This is a genomic window from Actinoplanes sp. NPDC049598 (assembly GCF_040675435.1).
Taxonomy (GTDB): domain Bacteria; phylum Actinomycetota; class Actinomycetes; order Mycobacteriales; family Micromonosporaceae; genus Actinoplanes.
Genome location: NZ_JBFAOX010000004.1, coordinates 154794 through 174442 on the forward strand (window position 1 = coordinate 154794; position 19649 = coordinate 174442).

The following is a 19649-nucleotide window of genomic DNA, read 5'->3' on the forward strand; positions in this document are numbered from 1 at the left end:
GCTGCTCCTCACCTGCTCAGGCGACGGCTTCGCGGGTCTTCTGGGAGATGCGGACGACGACGAACTCGGCCGGTTTGACCGGGGCCACGCCCACCTCGACGATGAGCCGGCCGCCGTCGATGTCGGCCTGGCTCATGGTCACGTCGTAACCGACGTTCACGAAGAACGCCTCCTCCTGCTTGGTGCCCTGCAGCGCGCCCGAACGCCAGACGGTGTCGAGGAACCCGGTGATGGACTGCCGGACGGCGTCCCACAGCGGCTTCTCGTTGACCTCGAAGACGGCCCACTGCAGGCCTGTGTCGAGCGACTGCTCGATGAACAGCAGGAGCCGGCGGACGTTGACGTACGTCCATTCCTGGTCTGAGGTGGCCACCCGGCCGCCGTACACCCGGATCCCGCGGTTCTCCGAGCGGAAGTCGCGCAGGCAGTTCAAGTTCAGCGGGTTCAGGATGTCCTGCTCGCCCTTGGTCAGCGCGGTGCGCAGGGCGAGCACACCGCCGACCACCTCGTTGGCCGGCGCCTTGTGCACCCCGCGCGTCATGTCGGTGCGCGCGTAGACGCCCATGACATGCCCCGACGGCGCCACGGCCCGGCGGTCGCCCGGCGCGCCGAACGGGTCGGCCACCATGACGTCCGGGTAGTAGAGCGCGGCCCGGGTGGTGTCGAAGTTCTGCCGGTGCTTGCGGGCGTCGCCCAGCTTGCTGCCGGGCGGCACGTCGAGCACGGCGAACCGGTACCGCATGATCTCGCAGTGCGTCACCAGCGCCTGCTGCACCTCCAGGGCGGTACGGCCGGGCACGCCGACGATGCTGATCGCGGGCTCGTTCTGCAGCGCCTGGATGCCGGTGCGGTCGTCCGGGTCCTCCGACTCCTGCCCGATGTACGCGTCGTCGTCCACGCCCGCCACGTCGTCCTGCCCGCCGCTCAGGTAAAGGGTCAGCCGGTCGACGAACGGCCGCAGCTTGGCCGCGTCCGGGGCGTCGTCGGAGAGCCGGACCAGCAGCGAGCCGCCGGACTCGGACGGGCGGCCGCCGGCCCAGCTGCCGACGATGCGGGGCGCGTACCGGGGGTGGGCCGCGCCGACCGACAGCCGGTCGAAGCGCTCGCTCTCGGCCACCCGCCCGTTCTCGACGCGCTCGACGGTCAGGGTGAACTCCTGAGTCCGTACGGCCGCACCCGAGCCGACCGAGACGCCCAGCGGAGCAGCGAGGGTGACCACCCGGGTCACCGGATTCACCGCCGCGGCCACGGCCCGGGTGTCGGCCCCGAGAACGACCACCGAACCCGGATGGAAGCCCACCGCCGAGGCCAGCTTGATCACGGTGTCGGTCGCGCCGGCCGGGCCGTCGAGGGTGGTCGCGCCGATCGAGGCCGCCGTCACCGTCACCCGCAGGGCATCGCCCCACACCCCGGGCCACTGGGCGCGCACGGTCATGTGCGTGCTGACCGGAACCACCGTGACACCGACGGCGTGCGGGTCGACCAGCGGAGAAGCCAGCTTGGTCTCGGTGGCCAGCCTCGTGACGATCGCCGGTTCCGAGGTCGCGCCCTCCGTCAGCCGGACTATCGATCCGGCCTTGATGGTGCCGATCGCCGCGACCCGCAGGACGACGGGGGCCGGGCCGGCCGTGACGGCGGCGCCCAGCGTCGTCGTCTCCGCGCTGTCGGTCAGCTTGACCAGCTTCGAGCTGGCCGGGTGGTCCCGTCGCGGAGGCTCCTGGAACGTGACCGTCTTCGTCGACGGCGTCACCGCGGTCACCACGACGAGCTCGTCGGCGCCCGGATCGTCCGACGGGTCCTGGATGAGCAGCACGTCGCCGGTCGTGATGCCGGTGATGCTGTCGAGGACCACGGCCGGCGTCTGCGGCCCCAGCGCGGCGTCCGGCGTGCGCGCGGGGCCGAGGGTCTGGACCGTCACCTGCGCGCCGGCGCCGAAGCCGTGCGCCAGCCCGCCGCCGACGATCGGCCGGGTCGCGGGCGGGCCGGCCGCGACCTTGACCGGCTCGGCCGTCACGCCCGTGTCGACCAGCAGCGTGGTGCCTTCCGGCGGATCGGTGCCGCCGGGCTCGGTCAGCACGGTGGTGTCACCGGTGTTGGCCGCGAAGGCGAGGCGCTTGGTGCCGCCGCCGTTCGGGTCCTCGACGACCAGAGACGTGGACGAGTGCTTGTGGGCGCCGCCGACCACCCGGACCACGTAGAGGCGCGCGCCGCCGTTGGCGAAGAAACCCTCGGCGGCGTACGGCAGAACGTCCCGGTCCTCGGTGAACACGCGCGGGTCGAGCAGGCCGCCGAAGGTCCGGGCGTACGAGCCGCGGCTGGTGACCAGGGTGGGACGGTTCACCGGGCCGCGCGCGGTCATGCCGACCATGCCCGCGGTGGACGTGCTCGCCGCCTGGATCGGCCGGTTGCCGGACGGGATCTCCTCGACGTAGACGCCTGGCGCCAGGTACTCGGGCATGGTGCATCTCCGAAGTCGTGCTCAGACGGGCAGGGACAGGACGACGGTGTTGACCGGACGGTCGTAGTCGGGGACGAATCCGGTCTTCACGACCGGCCCGGCGCCTTTCTGGACGGTCAGCGGCACGATGGCCAGCAGCGGTAGGGCCGGGACGCGGAACCGCCCGGCCGCGTCGGTCGTCACCGGGCCCGCCGGGCCCGCGGTCACCGTGGCCCCGGCGACCGGATCGGCCGGGTCGTGCCCGCGCAGGACGATGCCGTCGAGCGCCACCGGCCGCGGATCGACCGGCACGTCCACGGTCCACGGCGCCTCGGTGATGCCGGGAACGGCCACCGGCCGGCCGCCGATCGTCATCGTGGTGGTGACGACGGCGAGCCGGTTCCCGTCGACGGTCCGGCTCCGCTCGACCGGCGCGCGGCCGGGGGCCGTCACCCGTACGGTCAGCTTGACCGCGACCGGAGCCGGTACGGCCGGCATGCGCCGCACGTCGGGCAGTGCCAGCACGAACCAGCCGCCCGCACGCCGGCCCAGCCGGACCGGAAGGGAACGCGCGGCCGCCGGCATGCCGCCACCGGCCGGGTGCTCGTACGTCAGGGTGGCGTCGAAGCGGTCGAGACCGGCTCCGGACACACTGTCGGAGACCCGGCCGCAGAGCAACGCCTGCGCGGGGGACAGTCCGGAGTCGGCCAGCCGGAGCATCGCGGCCTACCCGCTCCAGCCGACCGCGGTGAGGACCTGCCCGGCCCGCGGCGACCGCCGCGGCGGCTCACCGCTGTCGACGGCCACGCTCTCGACCCGTAGCGGCACCGCGACCCGCAGCGGGGCGGTGAAGCCGGTCCACAGATGCGACAGCTGCTCGATGGTGAGCGGCTCGGGTGTCGCCCGCAGCGCGGAGGGCGCCCCGCCGAAGCTGTCGCCGATCGGCGTGCCGTCGAGCGTGCTGAAGGTGGGGAAGTCATGGAAGTGTTGCAGGAACCGGCCGAGGAGGATGTGGTTGGTCTCCTCCTCCCGGCTCACCGGCGTGAAGAGATAGTGCAGCCGGACCGGTAGCGGCGGCCGGCGCACCAGGCCCTGGTCGTCCCGGTCGGGCCGGGGCGGTTGGTTGCGCAGGTGCTCGTCGATGTCGACGAGATAGAGGTAAAGGCTGGCCACCACGCTCTGACCCAGGTCTTTCGGCGGCCCGAGCGCGATGTCCTCCAGCGAGCTGACGCCGAGCTCGTCGTCGGGCAGCGCCCGGAAAGCCTCGAAGAGCCGCCGGCGCAGCTCCGCGGTGACTTCCGAAATGACGCTGGGACCGGACAACGGAAACCTCCGGGCAGAAAGAAACGTACGAGGAATGGCGCGAGAATTATCGCGATCCGACGACGGGGCCGGCCGCTGCTGAAGATCGGCAAATCATCCGACGACACGGTATCCAGGCTGTGCACACCGTATCCAGCACTATGTCGATGATCCGACTTCCTAAGTCACATCGCATTCATCGCGTCGGCGTCTCATGTTTTCCGCAGGTGGCCGCGCCGTTCGCCGGCGAGACGATCCGGAGCTCGGCCACGACCGAGGTGGGGACGCCTCAGGGCTTCGACGTGTAGAGGACCTCGGAGTCCTCCCACAGCAGGGAGTAGTAGTGTTCGAAGAACATTTGGTACCAAACGCTCGACCGGGTCAGCGTGAAGTAGGGGACCTCGCCCTGATTCCTCTTGTAGAGCTTGATCTCGACCCGGATCTTGCCGTCCCGCTTGGTCGGGTCGACCATGGTCAGGCTCGGGCTGGGAATGTCGGCTCTCGCCCTGATTTCCAGGCGGCCACGCGCCGTCGCGGGTACCAGCGATTTCAGGGTCCGCAGCGTTGCGCCGGCGGTGGCCGGATGGTCGTGCGCCAAGGGTTCGCCCCGGACATTCCGCTCGTCCTGCATGTTCAGCCGGTCGGCCAGTTCACCCGTCGTGTTCGGGTCGCTGATCAGGAGCTTCAGGTTGAGCCCGTTGTTGACGGCCTCTTTGATGAACCATGCGTCGGCCGTGGCCATGAATCCCAGGTCGACCCCGACGACAAGCACCTCGGAACTGTCGCGGACGAAGTCCGAGAAGCGTTCGAACTGCGGCGAAGTGCGGGGGAGCAACTCGACGCTGTAGTCTTCCGACCTCCTGTTGACGGCATTGCTGATGGAGGAGAGAACTCCGAGGCGATCGACCAGAAGCTGAGCCGCGATGAGCGTCACCAGGGCCAGGAGAACCTTTTCGTTGGGGTAGTACTTCTCGGTCAGACCGGCCGAAGCCACCACGCCCAGCGCGATGGTGAGCAAGGTTACCCAGTTCGGAAGGCGAAACAGGGCCTTGATGAACTTCAAACTGCACTCTCCCGGTTACTCGTCAATGCACTTGTCCGTCTTGAAGGTGCGCGTATGGTCCTCGCCGGAGAGAACGAGGCGCAGGGCGATGAAAATCACGGTTGAATCCGAGTCGTTCCGCAAGGTGTGAAAGCTCGTGCCCACCCGGGCGGTGTCACCGGGATGCAGAATGTCTGTCGACTGCTGGTCGGCTTCATCGGTCCAGAGGATGGTCAGTTCGCCGGCCGTGACACATATGGTCTCCTCGAGCACGGCGTGGCTGTGCCACTCCTGCACGCTACCCGGAGGAAGCTCGTTGAAGTGCACCTCGTACTCGCCGAACATGTGGTAGACGACGCGTGTGCCGTCATCTTTCACGACCGTGACCGCTTCATCCCGCTTGACGATTTTCATTCAGCTGACTTCAATCTGATAGCGTCCAAAGAGTGGCGAAGCATCTCTGCGGCCTTTCGCTGGTCCAGGGGGATCCGGATCGACTCGGCCAGGGATTGCAGCGCGATGATGCTCAGATAAATCGAGTCGACTAAGGATTCCTCCGCTGTCACTCGGCCGTTGGCTGTCACGTGCCGGCCCGGGTCCCGGTCCACCGAGAACATGGTCAGCCCGTCGCGTCCATACCTCAACCATTGCGAGCGAGGGTCTCCGACGAAGGCCCGCTCCCAGTCGAGCACGGTGAGGTTCATTGAAGTCCGGGGAGTTCGGACGAGAACATTCTTGGGCCAGAGGTCGCCGTGGCACAGGCGCGTCGGGCGCGCATCCAGCACAGAGGCGAACCGCTCGATCTCCGGCAACAGCAGGGCTGCTTCGGTGGTGTCCACACCGAAATCCGTGAGATCAGCGATGAGAGACTCGGCCACTCTGTAGACGAAGTCGGACCACCTCTTGTCAGAGCCCACCCCCGGGAAACCGACGGTCATTTGCGTCATGCCGGCCAGCCCAGCATCGAACTCCGCCAACCGGCGCCACAGCGGCTCGACGGCCGTCGGCTCGTTCGCCACGAGTCGCTGTCCGTTGATGCCCTCGTAGAAAGCTCTGACCAGGACCGCCCGTCCGTTGAGTTCATCGCCCGGATCAAAATAGACGGTCGGCGGGATGAGCCTCCGATCCGCGATCTGGTCGGCGATGGCCGCCTCCCGCTGGAGCATGCCGTGCTCCAGCCGCAGGTAGGGCAGATGCCGAGGGTCAGGAGCGACTCTCGCCACCCATCGCCGGCCGCTCTGGCCGAGCAGGCTGACAGCGTCGTTGAATCTGCCCCGGTCCTCGATGGGCTCGGCGTCGAGCATCCGCTCGCCGAGCGCCTTCCCGAGGACCGCCTTCAGCCGGTCCAGCGGCACCTGCGATCGAGGAAGTAAGGTGGTCACGCGGCTGAGCGTAGTAGCGCGGCGCGCTTTCAGCAGCGGTCCCGGATCAGGTTCAGCACCGCTCGATCGATGGCGTCCAGCGCGTCGGCGTCTGGTTCCGTGCCTTGCCGTAACTGCTCCAACGCGGACGCCAGCGACACCCACCCGGTGGCCCGGAGCCGGTCGAGCGTCGTGGCCACCTGATCCGGGGGAGCCGCGGGGTCGATGAACACGGCCTTCATCGGCTGCCAGTGTTCGGGATGGGCGAGGGGATCGATCAGGTCGGCCGGCGGCGGCCAGTGCGTGGCGAAGGTCAAGGCGTCCGTGACGCTGTCGCCGTCTTCGGCTTTCGACCTCAGTACGGGGCCGCCGCCGTCCGGGTCCACGCCGACGGCGACGCGCTCGACGCCGGCGAGAAGCTTCCGCAGGTCCACGCCGGCGGTCTCGCTGATTGTCGCGGCCAGCCGGGGCAACGACCGTGGGAGATCGTCCGGGCGGCGGGCGAGGAGGAAGGTCAGCATCATCAGCGCCCGCTCCAGTTGTTCCGGCCGGGACAGGGCGAGCATCATGCCGGCGGCGCGGAGGCCGATGACCGCGGAGGCGAGCAGATGGGCGGCGATCGCCGGGCGGTCCGGTTCCGGCCGCCGGGCGTGCAGCTCGGCGAGGTCCTCGTGGATGTCGGCGGCCGTCCACAGGTCGCCACCGGCGTACGCCGAGTGCAGCGCGGTGTGGGCCAGGTCGATCGCCTCGCGGTCGTTGTGGCGATCGCGGTCCAGGGCGGCCAGCCGCATGGTGACCAGCGCGGACTCTCGCTGGTCGGCCGGGTGGCCGAACTCCGAGCGGGCCGCCACCAGCAGCCCGCGGCCGGCCTCGCCGGTGCTGGTGAGCCGGTTGAACTGGGAGATGCTCCGGGCTCGGGTACCGGCGCCTTGCCGGTCCAGCTCGTGGTCGACCTCGTCCCGCAGCCGGATCTCGGTTTCCCGGTCGCCGAGGTTGTGGGCGGCCGCCGCGGCCAGTTCGAGGACTTCCAGCCGTACGCTGTTGACGTTGACGCGAGGAGCGTCCTCGCCGGCTTCCGGGCCGAGGTCGGCCAGGACCGCCTCGGCCTGCTGCAGCGCTGCCGCGTGATCGCCGAGCTCGTAGGCGATCTTCGCGTATTTCACCCGGATCAGCGGCACGGTGGACAGGTCGCCCTCATGGACGTCACCGGCGCGTTGCAGCCAGTCGGCTGCCTCGACGGGGTTCTGCTGGGTGAGGATGGTGGCGATCCCGACCGCGGCCGCCACCTGTGTGCGCCGGTCACCGGCGTCCGTGGCATCGGTGAACACCGCCTCGAGTTCCTCGCGGGCGCGCTGCGGATGCAGATCGGCGAGCACGGTGGCACGCACGAATCGGCTGGCCCGGCGCAGCCGAGGGTCGGCCTGGGCGTCGACGATCTCGTTGAGGAAGGGCACGAGCCGGGCCGCCATGGACGGCGACCGGTCATGATTGATGGCCTCCTCGGCCCGGGTCGAGGCGTGCAACCAGCGGCCCAGCCTCATCAGGTAGGGCACGCTGGAAGCGGCGGCATGGCCCAGGTTGTCCTCGTCGATCGTCTCGGCCTGCGACCAGGTCTCGTACCGGTTCTCCCACAACGCCGCCAGCATCCCGGCCGTGAGCTGTTCGGTGCCGGGGTCGCTGTCACGGCCGGCCCGGGCCACCGCCGGGTGCAGCAGATAGCGGCCGTGGTCCCAGTGCTGGGCCATACCCAGGCGGACGAGTTCGCCGTACGCCGAGTCCAGGTCCGTGACGGCGACCTGCCGTTCGGCGCCGACCAGCCGCCACAGCATCGTCACCAACTTCTCGTGCCGGTCGGGGCCCTCCAGCGCCGACAAGAACCCCCACAGCAGCCGGGCCGCCGGGCTCAGCGCGTCCGCCGCACCGGCCGCCCAGAGTTCGATCAACCGGCCGGGGTGATCCGCACGCAGCGTGGGGCGTCCGGCCGGGACCGGCGTGAACACCTCCCAGCAGCGGGCCTCGTACGGGCCGGTGGCGCGGCCGTCGATGAGTGCGGGATGACCGCGGCCGACCAGCCACGGCCACGCGTTCGACGCCTCCGTGCCGCCGCCGTCGATCAGGGCCTGCTCGTTCACCTCGCGGGCCAGCAGTTCCGACTCGCTGCGGGTCAGCAGCGGCACGACCACCGAGAACGCGGCCAGGCCGGCCATCGGGCGGCGGGCTGCCATGAGCATGGTGGCCCGGCCGCCGGGCGCACACAGACTGGCGACGACCTCCGCGACCTGCGGCGCGGCGTCGAGGTCGTCCAGCACCACGACAACGTCCCGGTCACGCACCCCGGCGCCCAGCCCGGTCAGAAGACTGCCGGCGGTCTCGCCGGCGCTCACCCGGTATCGAATGACTTCACGGCCCCGGCGACGATACCAGGCGGCCGCCTCGGCCAGGCACGCGCTCTTGCCGATCCCGGGCATGCCCGTCAGCAGCACTGCGCGCGCCTCAGCGTTCACCAGCCGTGTCATCACGGCGCTGCGGCCCACGAACCGCTCCGGTTGCTGCACACCTGGCGCCGGCTGATGGCCGGCGAGCGTGACCGGCCGCTGGGGCAGCAGCCGAAACGACGGATCACCGAACAACATCGGAGTCGCCGCCGACAGCGCGGCCTTGCCGTCGGCGGCGGCGGTCACCGCGGTTCCCATGACGTGATCGATCGGCCGCGCGTCCATCAGCAAGCCGTCGTAGAGGCGCTGATCGAACGCGACCGAGAAGTCATCGTCGACCGGATACCGCATCGCCACGACCGCGCAACCCAGTCGTTCGGCGACCTGGTAGCCGAGATTCTCGGTTCCGTCGACGGTGTCGCGGCCGGCCTGCCGGGCCAGATCCGCCGCCGGGACTCCCTTCTGCCGCAGGCGGCGCAGGACCCGGACCGCTCCGGACTCGCATGTCGACAACACCACGAGCCCCGGCGGCCGCGGGCTCTCGGTCAGCATGGCCGTGAACTCGGCCGCGGTGACCGGATCGCGGGTGTCGTCGTCCTTCTCGAGGAACAGCCGGCCGGCCCGGCCATGACCGGCGACGTGCAGGATGTCCCAGCCGGCCGGATCGGCCAGCGCCTCCCGCAGGGTCTGCCGGGTGACCCCGTACTGCAACGTCCGCAACTCGACGGCGTCGCCGTAGGCGGCGAACCGGGCCTCCATGGCCCGGCGCTCCCGGCTCAACGCCAGCGCCGAGGACTCGCCCGGCAACGCGAAGACGCCCAGCACCCGAGGCCGCCCTCGGCGTTCCGGCGGCCGGGTCACGCGGCCGCCGGGGTGGTAGCAGAAGGTCACCCGGTCCAGGCCGGCCAGTTCGAAGGGAAGCCTGAGCAGCGACGTCGCCGGCCCCAGCTCCACCCCGACGGTGACCGGCGCTCGTCCGGCCAGGGCGCGGCCCACCTCACCGAGGAGCCGCTCGCGAACGAACTCACCCATCCGGTCGAGGAACGGCTGCTGCGGCCCGGAGCTGATCCGCCACAGATTCCGGTACAGGTCGTCCACGATCGCCAGCGTCGGATCATCCGGCTCGATCGTGACCGCCTGCCGGGCCAGCTCCGTACCGGTCTCGTCGTGCAGCACCCAGGTCCAGACCGACGCGCTCACGACATCGGTGAGAGCAAGCCGCAGCATCACCCCATGTTGCACGAACCGGGAGGCGTCTGATACCTGGTGGGTGTGGCGGACACCGAGAACGCATGGGCCGAAGTGACTGACAGCAAGTGGAAGCCCACCTTCGAGCGCAGCATCGTCGGGCTGACCGTCCGCTTCACCGGGACCTGTCCGCGCTGCCAGCACCCCACGGTGTTCGATGTGCCCAAGGTCATCCCGGGCTCCGGAACCGTGCGCGGTGCGGAGGAGTTCACGATGTACTGCCAGTGCGGACACCCGCACAAGGATCACCCGGACGGGGACAACAGCTGCGGCGCGTACTGGTCGTACGAGGGCGACCTGTGAGCCCGCGTGGTTTGGCGATCGACGACAAACGCTGGGCACAACGCGCCAACGCTCTGCAGTACCAGGAACTCGAGCTGGTCCGCCGGACAGCCGAACAATGGCGCACCGGCATGGCCGCGCTGACCGCGCTGCTGTCGGTCACCTCGATCATCGCGGCCCCCGGGCTCGCCGACCGGGTGACCGGCGCCTGGCGGACCGCCATCGGCCTCCTCGTCCTCGCCGGTCTGCTCGCCCTGCTCTTCGGCACCTGGCAAGCGATGCGGGCCGCCTTCGGCCACCCGGACGCCGCCACCACCATGACCGGCGAACGTCTGCGCACCTGGGAGTCCCAGCAGGCCCAGACCGCGGCCCAGGCTCTCGCCCGGGCCCGAACCGGCGCCCTCACCGGCATGACGCTCCTGATAGCGACGGCCGGCATCACGTTCCTCGCCGCCTCAAGCGTGAGCGGCCCCATGGCCCGCGTCGACACCGGCAACGCGGTCTACTGCGGCAAACTCGGTAAGGGCGACGGCGCGGCCACCATCACGGTGAGCGGCCGGGACGGCACCATCCGTACGATCCCGCTCGCCTCCGTCCGATCGCTGGACCCCGCAGCGACCTGCTGACCTCCACCGGGGCGACGGCCCGCAGATCGTCGGCGCCCAGATCGCCTCGCTCACCATCCGCTTGGCGCCGGTGTCATGAGCGCCGTCCCGCCGGAGCCTCGATGACTGTGGCGAGGGTCGCCCCTTTCGCATCGACCATTGCGGTGACGACCGGCATTGGGGGGTAATCGGGAAATAAATCGCTAGGGGGGAATTGTGACGCCACGCATTGAAGGCATCCATCATGTGAAGGTGCCGGTCAGTAATCTGGATGTCTCGCTGGATTTCTATGAGCGGGCGCTGGGGGCGCGGCGGATTCCCGAGGCGGACCATGTGCGGCCGGACGGTTCGTTGTTCGCCTACATCGTCCGGGTCGAGAATCTGGGCACGCTGCTGGAGTTGCGGTTGAACCCGGATCGGGCCCGGGCGCACAGTGGGTTCGATCCGATGACGATCCTGGTCGAGGACCGGGCCGCGCTGCGGGAATGGGCGGCTCACCTGGACCGGGAGGGCATCGAGCACTCTCCGATCCTGACGGCGATGCAGGCGTGGTTGCTGGTGGTGCCCGATCCCGACGGGACCCGACTTCGTCTCTACACGGCCGAGACGCACGGCTCGGAGCTCGCGCCCGACATGACGAGTCCGTGGCTCGACGACGCCCCGTAAGTCATTTCTCAGTCGCGTGACTGATAAGCAATTGATTTGACCGCGTATTGTTCGGCGCATGTCGGTCCACGTGAAAAATGAGGCGGCAGTGGCTCCGGTCGCGGCCGCTTCATTCACGCTCGTCCTGTCGGAATTCATCGCGGTTGCAGTGTGCTGTTCGCCGGCCGGCTGGATCGCCGTACGCTGCTCTGCGGCCTGACCGTCCTGCTGGCCGTGTCGAACGTTCTCGCCGGGCTGGCGCCCACCTTCGCTGTTCTGCTGTTCGCCCGTGGGTTGCTGGGCGTCGCGGTCGGCGCCTTCTGGACCATCGGCGTGGCGGTGGGACCGCGGCTGGTGCGGCCGGAACGGGTGACGGCGGCGACCGCGCTGATCACCGCGGGTATCTCGGCGGCGACGGTGGTGAGCCTTCCCGCCGGAAGTGTGTGGCGCAACGCCCTATCTGGCCGCCGAGGCGCATTTCACGCCGTCGGCGGTGAGCGCGCTCCTGCTGGGTTTCGGCGCGGCCGGCCTGGTCGGGAACTTCGCCGCGGGGGCCGGAGTCGGGCGCGCCCTGCCGCTCACGCTGGGAGTCCTGGCGGTCGTGCTGGGCTCGGCATTGATCCTGCTGACCGTGGCGGCTCAAATCCCCCTGGGCGTGGCCATCCTCGTGGTGCTGTGGGGCGTGAGCTGGGGCGGAATCCCGCTGGTCGTGCAGACCTACATGATGGGCGGGCGGGCGGCCGAGGGCGGTCTCGCGCTGTTCGTCTCCACGACGCGGCTGTCGCCGGCGGCGGGGTCCGCGGTGGGCGGCCGGATCGTGGACCGCTGGGGTCTCGGGCCGGACCACCTCACGTTCGCAGCGCCCGCCGCCATCGCCGTCATGGTGACTGTCACAGCGATTCGGCGTTACTCCCGCCCGTCGCAGAGCGGCGCCAGCCGGTCGGGGTGTGCTCGATCGCGCCGGCTGCGGCGAAAGCGTCCAGCCAGCCCTGCATGGGCCAGAAGCCCCAGCGGGCGGCGAAGAGCCGGCCGTTGCGCAGGATGTCGTCCAGGTGCTGCCAGGGCGGGGACGAGGTGGGGTGGTACTGGTGGTAGGCGTGGGCGCCGCCGACCCAGACCAGGGGGACGCCGGCTTTCCGCGCGGTGTAGGCCAGGTCGGTGTCCTCGCCGCCGTAACCCTCGTACTGCTCGTCGAAGCCGCCGATCGTGGTCCAGGTGGCCGCCGTGACCGCGAACGACAGGGACCAGAACAGCCGGTGGTCGTCCGGGCCGGCGACGACGTTCTCGCCGTCGGGTGGGGCGGGGCGGGCCGCGTGCGGCGCGGTCAGGGCGGGCAGCGCGTCCGCGTTCTCCGGCTTGACCCCGTCCGGCAGGTAGGTGACGGGGCCGCACAGCAGGGCGCCCGGGTGGGCGGCGGCTGCGGCGCGATAGCGGTCGAGCAGGCCCGGGCCGGGCAGGCAATCCGCGTCGAGGAAGACGAGCAGGCCGGCGTCGGCGGCGGCCTGGGCGCCGCGGTTGCGCCCGGCGGCGAGCCGCATGCCGTGCTCGCCGGGCGGGACGTGCACGACCTCGGCGCCGGGGAAGGGTGGCGGTGGGTCGGCGTCGAGCCAGACGACGACGCGGCGTACGGGCTCGGAGGCCAGCAGGCGCTGCTGGCGGCGCACGTGGTCGAGGCGGGCGGCGGAGCAGAGCGTGATGACCGCGGTCATGCGCGCACCTGCGCGATCGCGTCGGCCGCGCGGCGGGCGGCGCCGCTGACCCTCCACTGTGCCCAATCAGGCTGCAGTGAGCGGGCCCGGTCGAGCACCGAGGGCCAGGCGTCGGGGCCGGGCCAGGCCGGCTCGACGACGGCGAGCTTGCGGTCGGCGAGGATGCGGCCGGTGGCCACCTGCTCGTCGAACGGGCGCGGCTGGGGGACGACGACCGCCCGCGCGCCGGCGGCGGCGAGGTCGGCCACGCTGTTCTGGCCCGCGGCGGCGACGACGACCTCGGCCCGTTGCAGCGCCTCCCACGGATCGGCGATCCAGGTCGCCGTCGAGCCGCCCGCGTGCTGCCAGCGGGTGCCCGGGGTGGCCGAGGCGGCCTCGGCCAGGTCGCGGTCGGCCACGCCGCCGCCCAGGACCAGGACGGTGCCGGGCTCGGGTTCCACTTCCCGCGTACGGCCGTCGAAGCGCGAGATGCCACCCACCTCGACCACCGCCGGGGTGGCGGGGGAGCCGTGCAGACCCGCCGGCCACGGGGCCAGCACCCGCGTGGCCGAGGCGTAGGCGAGCCGGTGCGGGGTGTCGTTGCGGTCGCCGGGCTGGGTGACCACGACGGTGGGGACGCCGAGGAGCCGTACGAGAAGCGCCACCTCGGCCGACACGTCGACGACGAACCGGTCGAAGCGCCGGTCCGCCAGCGCGCCGGCGATGGCCGCGAACCGGCGTGCGTGCCCGGCGTGGCCGAGCGGCGCCCAGTGCAGCAGGCCGCCCGCGGTCGGGTCGGCGGTGGCCGGGTCCGGGGCGCCCGGCGGCCGGTCGTCGTCGCGGTCGAGGGGGACCCACGTCGTCGCGGGCGGGAGGTCGTCCGGCTCCGGCATCGAGCTGAACGCGACCACGTCGCCGGGCAGATACGGGCGTACGGCCCGGAAGCGGGTCAGATGCCCCGCGCCGTGGTGATGGATGTACCAGCCGGTCAGACCCATGCCTCGGCTCCCGCCCGGTCGAAAACGGTCTCGAGCTCGCGGGCCCGGTGGTCCAGGGAGAACCGGGCGAGGGCGGCGGTTCGCGCCTCCCGTCGCCGGCTCTGGTCGCGGCCGCGTGAGCTTGCGAGACATTCGGCCACCTCGGCCAGGGCGGCGGCGTCACCCATCGGCACGAGACCGACCGACGGGGCGGATCCCGCGACCTCGCTGATGCCACCGGTGTCGAAAGCGGCGACCGGGGTGCCCGTCGCGAGCGCCTCCGCCACGACGAGGCCGAACGGCTCCGCCCAGAGCGGCGTGACCAGGGCGCAGGCGCTGCCGCCGACCAGGTCCGCGAGCGCCGGTTGCCCGAGGGGACCGAGGTAGTCGACGCCGTCGCCCAGGAACGGGCGGATGTGCTCCTCGAAATAGGGGACGTCGCCGACGCGGCCCGCGATGCGCAGCGTCCGGCCGGTGAGCCGCGCCGCCTGCACGGCGACATGGACGCCCTTCTCCGGGACGATGCGCCCGAACCAGACGAGGTCGGGGCCGCCGGGACCGAGACGCCAGCGGCCGGCGTCCACGGCGTTGGGCATGACGAGCGCCTCGACGCCGTGCTCGCGCCACTCGGCGGCGGTGTGGGCGCTGACGGCGAGCAGGCGCCCGTGATGCTCGGCGGCGCGGGCCGCCGCGACGAGCCGGGGCAGCGGCGGCGTGTGCAGCGTGGTCACCATGGGCACGCCGAGCCGTTCGGCCCAGGTGAGCGGCTGCGGGTGCAGGCTGTGGTTGTCGACCAGGTCGATCGCGTCGGCGTGGCGCCGGATGTAGTCCAGCGCCGCCTCCAGGGCCGGGACGGCCCGCTCGAGATGCCCGGGCGGGAAGGTGGAGTCGGTGGCGTCGCGCTCGTCGGGCCACACGACGGCCGGCAGCCGGAACTCGGCCGGCCCGTCCTCCTGGAACTGCGAGCCCTCCACCGCGCAGAGCAGCACGCGGTGACCACGGGCGCGCAGCATCCGCACGCGGTCCCACACCATGGCCTCGAGACCGCCGGCGTGCGGTTCGCGGATGGGGTGGCGCAGCGGGGCGATGACGGCGATGGTGCGTGGCCGGGCGGTCACGCGGCGGTTTCCGTACGGCTCAGGACCCGCTCGTAAAGCGCGGCGTGGGCGGTGGCGACGGCCTCGGTCGCGGCGGCGCGCTGCCGGCGCCGGTCGGCGGTACGCAGGACACGAGCGGCCGAACCGGGACGGGGCGCCCCGGCCAGCAACTGCCGTACGGCTTGGGCCAGCGCGGCCCCGTCGCCGGTCTCGAAGACGGCGAAGTCCTCCGGATGCTGTTCGCTCGCGTACCCGACGGGCGGGCCGGCGACGGGCACGCCGAGGTCCCAGCACAGCTCGGCCCAGCCGGAGTGGGTGCCGGCGCGGTAGGGCAGAACCGCGACGTCGAGGTCGGCGATGGAGCGCGCGAGGGCGTCGTCGTCGAGCCGCCCGGTCCGGCGGAGCTCCGCCCCGGGGTGCGTGACCATCAGGGCGGCCACCTCATCGCGGGCGGCCTCGTCGCGGACCCGCTCGTTGACGTGCACCCGGGCGATCGCCGCGACGCCTTGCGCGGTCAGGCGGTCGACGGCGTCGAGCAGGGTCGCGACGGCCCGGACGGCGTCGGTGCCGGGGCGGATGTCGCGCAGGTGCACCCCGATGACGTACGGATCGGAAGGGGTGCCGGCGGGGATCGGCGCGTCCAGGGGCAGCACGTGCGGATGCGGGATGACCACGGCCGTACGGCCCCAGCGGCGCTCGATCGCCGCGGCGGCGCCCGCGGTCAGGGTGACCAACTCGTCGGCCGCCGGAACCAGGAGGTCGAGGTGTTCACGATGCGCGGTCTGGTCGGTCAGCTGGGGGTTCTCCAGGTCGTGCACCGTGTAGACGAGCGGACGGCGGTTCGCCCGCAGCGCGCCGATGAGCTCGCCGAGGTGCCGGGTGGAGTACGACTCGGTGCCGAAATGCAGGTGCATGACGTCGAAGCGGTCCGCGTGGGCGGCGACCCAGGCGGCGTCGCACATGACGGGCGGCCACCAACGGCCGTCGGTGGCGCCCGGCGGCACCGGATCGGGCAACAGGTCGACATCGGCGCCGGCCAGGACGTTCCGGACGTACGGGTGGCCGGCCGGGATCGAGGCCACCGTGACAACGGATACGGCGGGGGCGGTGAGCGTCATCGGGGCTCCTCGAGCGTCGGGTCGGGCAGGTGCGACCAACGCGAAACTCGGGAGTCGTGTCGAGCGGGTCAGGAGCCCCTATTCCCTTGCCGTGCGGCAATGAATCCCAAGATCACTGAGAGGTGTTCAACATCTTTGGGAGCGGTCCCGGCGGGTACAGGGGAGGCCATGGCAGCACCGCAACCCGACCCGCGTACCCGGCATTACGGGGTCTTCTACGGTCTCGAGGAGCCGGTGGGCGACGGACCCGTCGCGCTCGTCGTCGGTAACTGCCAGGCCGAGTCGCTGCGCATCATGCTCGACGGCGGAGGGCTGCGTACGGTCCGGCTGCCGCCCGTACACGAGCTCGTCGCCGACGACCTGCCGCATCTGGCGCGGTGGCTGGCCCGTACGCAGGTGCTGATCACGCAGCCGATCCGCGACAACTACCGCGGCCTCCCGCTCGGCTCGGCCCAGTTGCGCGAGCCGCTCGGCCCCGGCGCCCGGACCGTACGGGTGCCGGTGATCCGCTTCGCCGGCCTTTACCCGGCGCACGCCATCGTCCGCCCGCCCTCCGATCCGAGTCTCGTCCCGCCCGTCGTCGCGTACCACGACCTGCGTGTCCTGGCCGAGGCGGCCGAGGTGCCCCTGCGTTCGCCGCTGGCGGTGCCGGCCGTACGGGCGATCGCCGAGCACTCCCTCGACCAGTTACGCATGCGGGAGTCCGCGCACGGCACGGTGGTCGTCTCCGACGTGTTCGCGGCCCCGTCGTTCGCGCAGATGCGTACCCTCAACCACCCCGGCAACCCGGTCTGGACGGCTCTCGCCGAGCGCGTCCGGGCGGCGCTCGGGCTGCCGGAGCACGCCGCCGACCCGGGCCGGCCGCTGCTCGACTCCGTCCACGCGCCGCGGGAGGCCGCCGTCTTGGAAGCTTGGAATCTCGACGAGCCGGAACGCTCGTACTGGCTGGTCGACGGGCAGGCCGTCGAGGCCGAAGCCGTGCGGGAGGCCCACCTGGGCTGGTACGCGCGGCATCCCGACGCGGTGCGAGCCGGTCTGGCCCGCCACGCCGACGCCCTGCGCCTGCTGGGGGCGGCATGAGTGGGCTGCCGGCACTGGCCGTCACCGCGGACCAGCGCCACGGGGTGACCGTCGCCGCCCGGGACCTCGCCGCGGCCGTGGAGACCGCCACTGGTGTACGGCTTGGCGTGACCGCCGACGCGCTCGTCGGCGACCATCCGCCGGAGCGCGCGCATCTCCACTTCACCGACCGGCTCTGGGCCTCGTCGCCGGAGGACGCGGCCGCAGTGGTGGAGCGCATCGCCACCCGGACGGCGCTCACCGTCACCCTGCACGACGTGCCGCAAGCCTCCGACGGACCGCGCAACCTGCCCCGCCGCACCGATTGCTATGCCCGCGTCGCCCGCGCGGCCCGGGGCGTGGTCGTCAACAGCCGGCACGAGGCGGCCCATCTCGCCGAGGCCGGCATCGTGCCCCGGGCGCTCGGCGTAGTGCCCCTGCCCGTCACTCCCGCGCCGCCCGGGCCCCGGGCGAGCGGCGGGCCGCCCGATGTCGCCGTGCTCGGCTTCTTCTATCCGGGCAAGGGTCATGCGGAGGTCGTGGACGCGGTGTCCGGCCTCGGCACCCGGCCGCGGGTGACCGTGCTGGGTGGCCCCTCGGCCGGGCACGAGGCCGACCTGAACGACTTCACCCGGCAGGCCGCGGCGCGCGGCGTCACGGTCGGCGTGACCGGCTTCGTGCCCGAGGAGGACCTGATGGCACGCTGCCGGGCGGTCGCGGTCCCGGTCGTGGCCCACCGGCACTTCTCCGCCTCCGGCTCGCTGGCCACCTGGATCGCCGCCGGCCGCCGCCCGGTCGTCGTCGACGGCCGCTACACCCGCGAGATGGCGTCGCTGCGCCCCGGAACGGTCCACCTCGCCGGCCCCGGCGAACTCGCCGAGGCGATCGCATCCGCGCTGGCCGACCCCGAGTCGACGTGGCTGACGCCGGACGCGGTCACCCGCCCCCATCTCGACGACACCGCCGCCGCCTACCTCCGCTGGTGGACAGGAGAGATCGCATGGTGAACGGCCGATCCGTGCCCGGCAACCGCTGGGACCTGCTCGACGGCACCGAACCCGAGCAACCGCCGGCCGTCTCGGTCATCGTCGTGCATTACCGGCAACAGGCGGAGCTCGACCGTACGCTGGCGGCGCTGCGCCGCCAGACCCATCCGGCCGGCCGTACGGAGATCATCGTGGTCGACGACGGATCCCCGGAGCCGCCGAGCGTGCCGGACGGGGTCCGGCTCCTGCGTCAGGAGGACCAGGGTTTCCGGGCGGCGGCGGCCCGCAATCTGGGCGCGGCGGCCGCGACGGGGGAGGTGCTCTGCTTCCTCGACGCCGACACGGTGCCCGAGCCCGGCTACCTCACGCGGATGGCCCGGTTGCCCACACTGGCTCCCGAGGCCGTCGTGGTGGGCCGCCGGCGGCACGCCGAGCTGGCCGGCCTGCCGGTCGATGCCCCCGTGGAAGAGGCCGGTCCCGCGGCGGAACTGCCCGAACCCCAGTGGCTGCGCGACGGCTACCGGCAATCCCGCAACCTGCTCGACGCCGACGACCGGTCCTACCGGTACGTCATCAGCGCCGCGCTCGCCTGCTCCCGCTGGTTCTTCGAGCGGGTGGGTGGCTTCGACGAGGACTTTCGAACGTACGGCGGCGAGGACTGGGAATGGGCGTACCGCGCCTGGCTCGGCGGCGCGCTCCTCGCCCACGCCGAGGACGCGGTGGCCTGGCACGACGGCCCCGACTGGGCCGGGCGTGACCTCGAGGACCCGCAACGCCGCGCCCGCAAGGACGCCGAGACGCTGCTGCTGGCCGACCGCATCCCGGTGGCCGGCTCCCGGGGCCACGGGCTGCGGGGCACCCGGGCCGACGTGGAGATCCGGCTCGGCGCCGCCCCGTCACCCGCGGCGGCCTACGTCTGCGTCGACTCGCTGCTCGCCGCGCTGCCGGCAGCGGTCGTGCACGTGCCGGAGGAGTACGCCGACCTGTTCGCCGCCGACCAGCGCGTGCTCACCAAGTCGTCCGGCTCGGAACCCCCGGCCCGCGTGGTCATCGACGTGCCCTCGGCGATCCGCGCCGACAGCGTGGCCGACCTCCTACGGGAGGCGGTGGCCACCGTGAGCGCCGGCACCCTCGGCACCGTCCTGTTCGGACCGTCCGAGGCGCCCGCGGTACGCGTCGACTCGTCCCGCGCCCGCGCCCGGCGCTCCACGTGGGGACAGGACCTGTTCGAGACCCGCGTCCACCCGGACGCCGGCCCGGCGCCGCTCGACGCCGACCCCGGCCTGGCCGGCTACCTCGGCGGCTGGTCCTGATCCGCCGGCCCCCGGGCACAGGGGTCGATGGAGCGGCGTCGCTCCGCCTAGGAT

At 72.0% G+C, this 19649-nt stretch carries 18 protein-coding genes and 1 pseudogene; 8 read left to right on the forward strand and 11 right to left on the reverse strand.

The window, feature by feature from the left end:
* Positions 1–16: 16 nt before the first annotated feature.
* The 7 genes from AB0J66_RS12050 to AB0J66_RS12080 all read right to left on the reverse strand — a co-directional run bounded on the left by AB0J66_RS12050 (position 17) and on the right by AB0J66_RS12080 (position 9804).
* The gene (locus AB0J66_RS12050) at positions 17–2458 is read right to left on the reverse strand and encodes a phage tail sheath subtilisin-like domain-containing protein (protein WP_364658964.1); all 2442 of its coding nucleotides are present in this window, start codon (positions 2456–2458) and stop codon (positions 17–19) included.
* 21 nt (positions 2459–2479) lie between these two features.
* Positions 2480–3157, reverse strand: a complete 678-nt coding sequence (locus AB0J66_RS12055) for a hypothetical protein (RefSeq protein ID WP_364658966.1) — start codon at positions 3155–3157, stop codon at positions 2480–2482.
* A gap of 6 nt (positions 3158–3163) precedes the next feature.
* Positions 3164–3760 carry a DUF4255 domain-containing protein gene (locus tag AB0J66_RS12060; protein ID WP_364658968.1) on the reverse strand — a complete coding sequence of 199 codons (597 nt, stop codon included), beginning with the start codon at positions 3758–3760 and terminating at the stop codon, positions 3164–3166.
* Between the two features lie 268 nt (positions 3761–4028).
* A complete protein-coding gene (locus AB0J66_RS12065) occupies positions 4029–4802 on the reverse strand; it encodes a hypothetical protein (RefSeq protein ID WP_364658970.1) in 774 nt (257 codons plus the stop codon).
* 15 nt (positions 4803–4817) lie between these two features.
* The gene (locus AB0J66_RS12070; protein ID WP_364658972.1) at positions 4818–5195 is read right to left on the reverse strand and encodes a cupin domain-containing protein; all 378 of its coding nucleotides are present in this window, start codon (positions 5193–5195) and stop codon (positions 4818–4820) included.
* A complete protein-coding gene (locus tag AB0J66_RS12075; protein ID WP_364658974.1) occupies positions 5192–6163 on the reverse strand; it encodes an aminoglycoside phosphotransferase family protein in 972 nt (323 codons plus the stop codon). The genes AB0J66_RS12070 and AB0J66_RS12075 overlap by 4 nt, the downstream gene beginning before the upstream one ends.
* A gap of 29 nt (positions 6164–6192) precedes the next feature.
* A complete protein-coding gene (locus AB0J66_RS12080) occupies positions 6193–9804 on the reverse strand; it encodes a CHAT domain-containing protein (protein WP_364658976.1) in 3612 nt (1203 codons plus the stop codon).
* Between the two features lie 75 nt (positions 9805–9879).
* On the opposite strand from AB0J66_RS12080, the gene AB0J66_RS12085 reads away from it, so the two are divergent.
* From AB0J66_RS12085 to AB0J66_RS12105, 5 genes and pseudogenes are all read left to right on the forward strand, one after another.
* Positions 9880–10128 (forward strand): hypothetical protein, encoded by a 249-nt coding sequence (locus AB0J66_RS12085; protein WP_364658978.1) that lies wholly within the window; start codon positions 9880–9882, stop codon positions 10126–10128.
* Positions 10125–10733, forward strand: coding sequence for a hypothetical protein (locus AB0J66_RS12090; protein WP_364658980.1), 609 nt, complete (start codon positions 10125–10127; stop codon positions 10731–10733). The genes AB0J66_RS12085 and AB0J66_RS12090 overlap by 4 nt, the downstream gene beginning before the upstream one ends.
* A 195-nt stretch (positions 10734–10928) precedes the next feature.
* The gene (locus tag AB0J66_RS12095) at positions 10929–11378 is read left to right on the forward strand and encodes a VOC family protein (protein ID WP_364658982.1); all 450 of its coding nucleotides are present in this window, start codon (positions 10929–10931) and stop codon (positions 11376–11378) included.
* A 58-nt stretch (positions 11379–11436) separates the two neighbouring features.
* Positions 11437–11577 (forward strand): hypothetical protein, encoded by a 141-nt coding sequence (locus AB0J66_RS12100; RefSeq protein ID WP_364659482.1) that lies wholly within the window; start codon positions 11437–11439, stop codon positions 11575–11577.
* 14 nt (positions 11578–11591) lie between these two features.
* Positions 11592–11780, forward strand: a pseudogene (locus AB0J66_RS12105) (MFS transporter); the annotation flags it as partial.
* A 467-nt stretch (positions 11781–12247) separates the two neighbouring features.
* Here AB0J66_RS12105 and AB0J66_RS12110 read toward each other — a convergent pair.
* From AB0J66_RS12110 to AB0J66_RS12125, 4 genes are read right to left on the reverse strand one after another with little or no spacing between them, the layout of a single operon-like run.
* Complete coding sequence (locus AB0J66_RS12110) at positions 12248–13066, reverse strand: glycosyltransferase (RefSeq protein WP_364658984.1); 819 nt, start codon at positions 13064–13066, stop codon at positions 12248–12250.
* Positions 13063–14043 (reverse strand): glycosyltransferase, encoded by a 981-nt coding sequence (locus AB0J66_RS12115; RefSeq protein ID WP_364658986.1) that lies wholly within the window; start codon positions 14041–14043, stop codon positions 13063–13065. Before AB0J66_RS12115 ends, AB0J66_RS12110 begins: the two co-directional genes overlap by 4 nt.
* The gene (locus tag AB0J66_RS12120) at positions 14034–15140 is read right to left on the reverse strand and encodes a glycosyltransferase (protein WP_364658988.1); all 1107 of its coding nucleotides are present in this window, start codon (positions 15138–15140) and stop codon (positions 14034–14036) included. Before AB0J66_RS12120 ends, AB0J66_RS12115 begins: the two co-directional genes overlap by 10 nt.
* Positions 15137–16237, reverse strand: a complete 1101-nt coding sequence (locus AB0J66_RS12125) for a glycosyltransferase family 1 protein (protein WP_364658990.1) — start codon at positions 16235–16237, stop codon at positions 15137–15139. Before AB0J66_RS12125 ends, AB0J66_RS12120 begins: the two co-directional genes overlap by 4 nt.
* 168 nt (positions 16238–16405) lie before the next feature.
* Between AB0J66_RS12125 and AB0J66_RS12130 the strand changes: the two genes are divergently transcribed.
* From AB0J66_RS12130 to AB0J66_RS12140, 3 genes are read left to right on the forward strand one after another with little or no spacing between them, the layout of a single operon-like run.
* Positions 16406–17317 carry a WcbI family polysaccharide biosynthesis putative acetyltransferase gene (locus AB0J66_RS12130; protein ID WP_364658992.1) on the forward strand — a complete coding sequence of 304 codons (912 nt, stop codon included), beginning with the start codon at positions 16406–16408 and terminating at the stop codon, positions 17315–17317.
* Positions 17314–18303 carry a hypothetical protein gene (locus AB0J66_RS12135; RefSeq protein ID WP_364658994.1) on the forward strand — a complete coding sequence of 330 codons (990 nt, stop codon included), beginning with the start codon at positions 17314–17316 and terminating at the stop codon, positions 18301–18303. The genes AB0J66_RS12130 and AB0J66_RS12135 overlap by 4 nt, the downstream gene beginning before the upstream one ends.
* On the forward strand, positions 18297–19595 hold the full coding sequence (locus tag AB0J66_RS12140) for a glycosyltransferase (protein WP_364658996.1): 1299 nt from the start codon (positions 18297–18299) through the stop codon (positions 19593–19595). Before AB0J66_RS12135 ends, AB0J66_RS12140 begins: the two co-directional genes overlap by 7 nt.
* Positions 19596–19649: the final 54 nt, after the last annotated feature.

What these genes read in the sequence shown, in the direction of transcription:
- AB0J66_RS12050 (WP_364658964.1), bottom strand. Translation starts at nt 2,458, where the DNA reads ATGCCCGAGTACCTGGCGCCAGGCGTCTACGTCGAGGAGATCCCGTCC.
- AB0J66_RS12070 (WP_364658972.1), bottom strand. Translation starts at nt 5,195, where the DNA reads ATGAAAATCGTCAAGCGGGATGAAGCGGTCACGGTCGTGAAAGATGAC.
- AB0J66_RS12100 (WP_364659482.1), top strand. Translation starts at nt 11,437, where the DNA reads ATGTCGGTCCACGTGAAAAATGAGGCGGCAGTGGCTCCGGTCGCGGCC.
- AB0J66_RS12130 (WP_364658992.1), top strand. Translation starts at nt 16,406, where the DNA reads ATGGCAGCACCGCAACCCGACCCGCGTACCCGGCATTACGGGGTCTTC.
- AB0J66_RS12110 (WP_364658984.1), bottom strand. Translation starts at nt 13,066, where the DNA reads ATGACCGCGGTCATCACGCTCTGCTCCGCCGCCCGCCTCGACCACGTG.
- AB0J66_RS12135 (WP_364658994.1), top strand. Translation starts at nt 17,314, where the DNA reads ATGAGTGGGCTGCCGGCACTGGCCGTCACCGCGGACCAGCGCCACGGG.
- AB0J66_RS12140 (WP_364658996.1), top strand. Translation starts at nt 18,297, where the DNA reads ATGGTGAACGGCCGATCCGTGCCCGGCAACCGCTGGGACCTGCTCGAC.
- AB0J66_RS12125 (WP_364658990.1), bottom strand. Translation starts at nt 16,237, where the DNA reads ATGACGCTCACCGCCCCCGCCGTATCCGTTGTCACGGTGGCCTCGATC.
- AB0J66_RS12080 (WP_364658976.1), bottom strand. Translation starts at nt 9,804, where the DNA reads ATGCTGCGGCTTGCTCTCACCGATGTCGTGAGCGCGTCGGTCTGGACC.
- AB0J66_RS12115 (WP_364658986.1), bottom strand. Translation starts at nt 14,043, where the DNA reads ATGGGTCTGACCGGCTGGTACATCCATCACCACGGCGCGGGGCATCTG.
- AB0J66_RS12055 (WP_364658966.1), bottom strand. Translation starts at nt 3,157, where the DNA reads ATGCTCCGGCTGGCCGACTCCGGACTGTCCCCCGCGCAGGCGTTGCTC.